This is a genomic window from Nocardia sp. GCM10030253 (genome assembly GCF_042675075.1).
GTDB lineage: Bacteria > Actinomycetota > Actinomycetes > Mycobacteriales > Mycobacteriaceae > Nocardia.
The window spans coordinates 196,621-201,927 of record NZ_JBHTDL010000009.1 but is presented as its reverse complement, the minus strand read 5'-3'; the positions used below and the strand labels follow the sequence as shown (position 1 = coordinate 201,927).

The window sequence follows — 5,307 nt, the reverse complement described above, 5'->3', positions numbered from 1 at the left end:
GGGAGCTGTTGTGGCAGAAGACGGCAGCAACTGAGGCATCGCTCAGAGCTGGGCCCACGCTCCGGTGAGCGCCTCGCGCAGGATCTGTTCCATCTCGTCGAACTGGGTCTGATCGCAGATCAGCGGCGGGGCCAACTGGATGACCGGTTCGGCGCGGTCGTCGGCGCGGCAGTGCAGGCCCGCGTCGAACATCGCCTTCGAGACGTAGCCCTTCAGGATGCGATTGGCCTCCTCGTCGGTGAACCGCTCCTTGGTGTCGCGGTCCTTGACGAGTTCGACCGCATAGAAGTAGCCGGTGCCGCGAACATCGCCGACGATGGGCAGGTCGGTGAGCTTTTCGAGGGTGGATCGGAACGCGGACTCGTTGGCGAGCACATGCTCGTAGATGCCGTCGCGTTCGATGAGGTCGAGATTGGCGAGCGCGACCGCGCAGGACACGGGGTGGCCGCCATAGGTGGAGCCGTGCATGAAGGTGGCGCCGTGCTGGAACGGTTCCATCAGCCGGTCGCTGACAAGCACCGCGCCCAGCGGCGCGTACCCGGACGTGAGTCCCTTTGCGGTGGTGAGGATGTCGGGCTGGTAGCCGAAGCGCTTCGCGCCGAAGTCGTGGCCGAGGCGGCCGAAGGCGCAGATCACCTCGTCGGAAACGAGGAGCACGTCGTGCCGGTCGCAGATCTCGCGGACGCGCTGGAAGTATCCCGGCGGCGGCACGAAACAGCCGCCGGTGTTCTGCACCGGCTCGAGGAAGACCGCGGCCACCGTGTCGGCGCCCTCGAATTCGATGGCCTCTTCGATCCGGTCCGCCGCCCACCGGCCGTAGGCCTCGTAGTCGTCGGCGTGCTCGGTGGCGCGGTAGAAGTTGGTGTGCGGCACCCGCTGGGTGCTCGGCACCAGCGGCTCGAAATCGGCCTTAGCGCCCGGGATTCCGGTAATGGACAGCGCGCCGAGCGACGTGCCGTGATAGGCCATCGAACGGCTGATCACCTTGTGCTTGGTCGGCTTGCCGACGAGCTTGAAGTACTGCCTGGCCAGCTTCCATGCCGTCTCCACCGATTCGCCGCCGCTGACGGTGAAGAACACGCGGTTGAGGTCGCCGGGCGCATCGTTTGCGAGGCGTTCGGCGAGTTCGATGGCGGTCGGGTGGGCGTAGCCCCAGATCGGGAAGTACGCGAGCTGGCGAGTCTGGCGGGCCGCGGCCTCGGCGAGTTCCTCGCGACCGTGCCCGACCTGCACCGCGAACAAGCCCGCAAGTCCATCCAGGTATCGCTTGCCGTTGGAGTCCCAGACGTAGGCGCCTTCGCCCCGCACGATCACCGGAACATCCGGGCCGGTGGTGGGGGTGTGCGGCGTGAAGTGCATCCACAGGTGGTCCCGGACGACCCGCGCCGCGTCCTGTGCGGCGATGGGATGGAACTCGGTGGTGGCAGTCATGTGCGGACTCCTCGGAGGCGGGACTGGTCCACTCGGTTATCCCACACCGCTCAGCGTCTCGCAACTAAATCCGCTGCCGATCAGGTGACATACGACTGATATAGATCAAAAGACTGCTCTAAGCAACGGATTTCGTTGTTCGGTCAGCGGGTGCTCCACTTGTAGGTCTGCTTGCGCAATTTGAGGTAGACCATGATCTCCGCGTGCCGCACGCCGGGCAGCGTGCGCAGCCGGTTGGAGGCCAGGTTCAGCAGCGCCTCGTCGTCGGTGCAGACCGCTTCGCACAGGATGTCGTAGCGGCCCGCGCACTCGACCACATAGCTGATCTCGTCCATGGCGGTGAGGGCGTCGGCCACCGGCTGCAGCGGTCCGTCGACGGTGACCGCGATCATCGCCTGGCGAAACAGGCCGACCTGCAAGGGATCCGAGACAGCGACGATCTGGATCACGCCCGCGTCCGACAGGCGCTGCACCCGCTGCCGGACCGCCGCCTCCGACAGACCGACCGCCTTGCCGATGGTCGCGTAGGCGCGCCGCCCGTCCTCCTGCAGTTGGGCGATGATCCGCTTGGAGATGTCGTCGAGCACCGGCATCGGCCGGTTCGGTTCTTGGTCGGTCACTCGCCGCATCCTTCCTCGAGGTGCTGTGGTGGACAACATTCGTCGCGATCATCGCGGACGGATGCGCCGATGCCAGACACCGTGAACAACGAAATCCGTCGAATTTTACGACTGGCGACATTCATTTCGCGGTGTCGCCCGCGACCCGGGCTGTCGTCGCAATTCAGGAGCTGCGAGCGAGCAGTGCGAGCAGCAGTTCCGCGCGCACCCGGGCATTGTCGAGATCGCAGCCGAGCACGCTCTGCGCGGTGGCGATCCGCTTGCGCAGCGTGTGCCGGTGCGCCCCGGTCACGGCCGCGGCCGATTCCCACTGCCCGTTCGCCTCCAGGAACGCACGCAGCGAGCTCAGCAGATCGGTGCCGTGCACGCGGTCGTAGTCGACGAGCGGGGTGAGCATCGTGTCGGCCAACGCGCTGAGCACCTGCCTGGTGGCATCGAACGACAGCAGCGAACGACCGGCGAGGGCGGTGAATTCCGCGGGTGGACCGCCGCGTTCGGCGGCGGAGGCGGCGAGCTCGGCATTCGCCAGCATCTCGGTGAGGCCGTGCAGCGGATGCGCGCCGCTCAAACCGGTGCGGATCATCTTCCTCATCCCAGTATCGATCTCGATCGAGACCTGACGGGCAAGTGCCGTGCCCTCGGTGCCGGGCAACACGACGATCACCCGGCGGTCCATGACGTGCATGAACAGTGGATACCCGGACCGGCTCAGCGTGCCCGCAACCGCAACCCGTATCTCGGCGACCGCGTCAGCGGTGTCGCACTCGGCGACGAGTACGCGGATGCGGCCATGGGCGTCGGCGGCCTGCGTCAACTGTGCCCAGGCCGGAGCGCGATCGGCTTCGGTACCGAGCAGCAGCCCGAGCACGCTGCTGTTGATCAGCTGCTGCGCGGCCTCCAGCCGTGCGGGCTTCTCGAAATCGAGCGCCAGTAGCGAATTGGCGTGCCCGAGCAGGATCTGGTCGACAGCGCTGAGCGGCGCCGGGCTGACCACCACCAGATCACCGTAGGAGCTGCGGCCGACGCTGATGCGCTGGTGGGTGATCGACATCCCGGAGGTAAAGGTGCGGACGCTGCTCGCCGACTCGGCCGGGCCCGCGGCAAGCGCCGTGCGCACCGTTCGCAGTAGGTCGTCGTCCGGCGTACCCGGATGGCATTCGGTGACGGTGCCCGCCGCATCGAGCATCAGGACCTTCGCGGCAAGCGAGGTGGCCAATTCCCGCACGATGGCTTGCGCGCCTGCTTTGATCAGCGCCCGTGTCATGCGCGGTTGGGCTCGCGAGGCACGCAGCAGTGCGTCGTACTGCAATTGCGCCAGCCGTGCCGTCACCCGTTTGACGATGGCCGCGAACGGGGTCGGCAACGGCACCTCGAAGAGCGGAAGGCCGATCGCATCGGCCGCTTCCACGAGATCGGCCGGGACCTCGGCGTGGGTCAGTCCGGTACCGAATCCGACTGCGGCGACACCGCATTCGTCGAGGCCGCGCAGATATTCGAGCCGTTGCCGCGTCGTCGACGGCAGTCGCATCCCGGTGGTGAGCAGCAGTTCCCCGCCCGATAGCCAGCGGAACGGGCTTTCGAGCTCGGAGGTGAGCACCAGGTCGATCTCGCGGCCGACCCCCGCCGCGCCGCCCTTCAGCCGCAGCACCAGATCGAGCTGGGACAACACCCAGCTAACAGGAACCGCCATCACTCGGAGTGTACAGAATGTCGAAGAATTTTCTGAGTCTTATCCATCTTGGCAGGGTGTGCGCAATTGTGCCGCAGGGCACACTAGACCTAGGCAAACCCCGGACAACGCACCGAGAGATGGACGATAAACAATGTCGAGGCCTGCGCTCCAGAACTTTATCGATGGCGAATTCGTGGCTTCGTCCGCCACCGAAACCCTCGACCTGGTGAATCCGGTGGACGAGACCGTCGTCGGGCAAGCCCCGATCTCGAACCGGGCCGACATCGATGCCGCCATGGCGGCCGCCGAGCGGGCATTCGAATCCTGGGGCAAGACCACGCCGAGCGTCCGGCAGGCCGCACTGCTGAAGCTGGCCGACGCCATCGAGGCGCACAGCGATGAACTGGTCGAGGCGCAATGCCGCAACACCGGGCAGCCGAAGTCGATCATCGCCGCCGAGGAGATCGCGGTGAGCGCCGACCAGATCAGGTTCTTCGCGGGCGCCGCCAGGATGCTGGAGGGCAAGTCGGCGGGGGAGTACATGGCGGGCTTCAGCTCCTATGTGCGCCGTGAGCCGATCGGTGTGGTCGGCCAGGTGACGCCGTGGAACTACCCGTTCATGATGGCGATCTGGAAGATCGGCCCCGCGCTCGCGGCGGGCAACACCATCGTGCTCAAGCCGAGCGACACCACCCCGGAAAGCACGCTGGTGTTGGCCGAGCTGACCAAGGGCATCCTGCCCGACGGCGTGTTCAACGTCGTACTCGGCGACGGTGGCACCGGCGCGGAGTTGGTCGGTCACCCGACGCCGGGCCTGGTCTCGATCACCGGATCGGTACGCGCGGGCATCGCGGTCGCCGCGACAGCCGCGCAGCAGGTCAAACGCACGCACCTCGAGCTCGGCGGCAAAGCGCCCGCCGTTGTGTTCGGCGACGTCGACATCGAAACGGCCGCAAGCGGAATAGCCGAGGCGGCCTTCTTCAACGCGGGCCAGGACTGTACCGCGGCCACCAGGGTGCTCGTGCACGAGTCGATCCACGACCAGCTCGTGGACGCGTTGGTGAAGAAGACCGAAACTTTGAAACCCGGCCTGCCCGATGATCCGGAGACGTTCTACGGCCCGCTCAACAACATCAACCACTTCACCGAGGTACTGCGCAAACTCGACGCGCTGCCGTCGCACGCGCAGGTCGTCACCGGCGGAAAGCGCCTGGGTGACAAGGGATTCTTTGTCGAACCGACCATCGTCACCGAGGTGCTGCAGAGCGATGACATCGTCCAGGACGAGACGTTCGGCCCGGTGCTGACCGTGCAGCCGTTCCGCGACGAAGCCCAAGCGATCGAGTACGCCAACGGCGTGCGCTACGGGCTGGCGGCGAGCGTGTGGACCAAGGACCACGCCAGGGTGGAACGACTCACTCGCGCACTGGATTTCGGCGCGGTATGGGTGAACTGCCATATCCCGCTCGTCGCGGAGATGCCGCACGGCGGGTTCAAGTTCTCCGGCTACGGCAAGGATCTCTCGGCCTACAGCGTGGAGGAATACACCCGCGTCAAGCACGTCATGAGCTCACACGAGTAGGG

The 5,307-nt window shown here is 66.3% G+C and carries 4 protein-coding genes; 1 reads left to right on the top strand and 3 read right to left on the bottom strand.

Going from position 1 to position 5,307, the window contains the following annotated elements:
* Positions 1-42: 42 nt before the first annotated feature.
* The 3 genes from ACFQZZ_RS21715 to ACFQZZ_RS21705 all read right to left on the bottom strand — a co-directional run bounded on the left by ACFQZZ_RS21715 (position 43) and on the right by ACFQZZ_RS21705 (position 3,741).
* Entirely contained in the window at positions 43-1,431 is a 1,389-nt protein-coding gene (locus tag ACFQZZ_RS21715; protein ID WP_378683641.1) for an aspartate aminotransferase family protein, read from the bottom strand.
* Positions 1,432-1,574: 143 nt separating this feature from the next.
* Complete coding sequence (locus ACFQZZ_RS21710) at positions 1,575-2,090, bottom strand: Lrp/AsnC family transcriptional regulator (protein ID WP_378683638.1); 516 nt, start codon at positions 2,088-2,090, stop codon at positions 1,575-1,577.
* A gap of 124 nt (positions 2,091-2,214) precedes the next feature.
* Positions 2,215-3,741, bottom strand: coding sequence for a PucR family transcriptional regulator (locus tag ACFQZZ_RS21705; protein ID WP_378683636.1), 1,527 nt, complete (start codon positions 3,739-3,741; stop codon positions 2,215-2,217).
* A gap of 133 nt (positions 3,742-3,874) precedes the next feature.
* Here ACFQZZ_RS21705 and ACFQZZ_RS21700 point away from each other — a divergent pair, with 133 nt between their 5' ends.
* Positions 3,875-5,305: a gamma-aminobutyraldehyde dehydrogenase gene (locus tag ACFQZZ_RS21700; RefSeq protein ID WP_378683634.1), complete on the top strand. Its 1,431-nt coding sequence runs from the start codon at positions 3,875-3,877 to the stop codon at positions 5,303-5,305.
* The last annotated feature ends 2 nt before the right edge of the window (positions 5,306-5,307 follow it).

Bases quoted from the DNA above. Each gene is read 5' to 3' on its own strand.
- ACFQZZ_RS21710 (WP_378683638.1), bottom strand. From the start codon at position 2,090: ATGTTGTCCACCACAGCACCTCGAGGAAGGATGCGGCGAGTGACCGAC.
- ACFQZZ_RS21715 (WP_378683641.1), bottom strand. From the start codon at position 1,431: ATGACTGCCACCACCGAGTTCCATCCCATCGCCGCACAGGACGCGGCG.
- ACFQZZ_RS21705 (WP_378683636.1), bottom strand. From the start codon at position 3,741: ATGGCGGTTCCTGTTAGCTGGGTGTTGTCCCAGCTCGATCTGGTGCTG.
- ACFQZZ_RS21700 (WP_378683634.1), top strand. From the start codon at position 3,875: ATGTCGAGGCCTGCGCTCCAGAACTTTATCGATGGCGAATTCGTGGCT.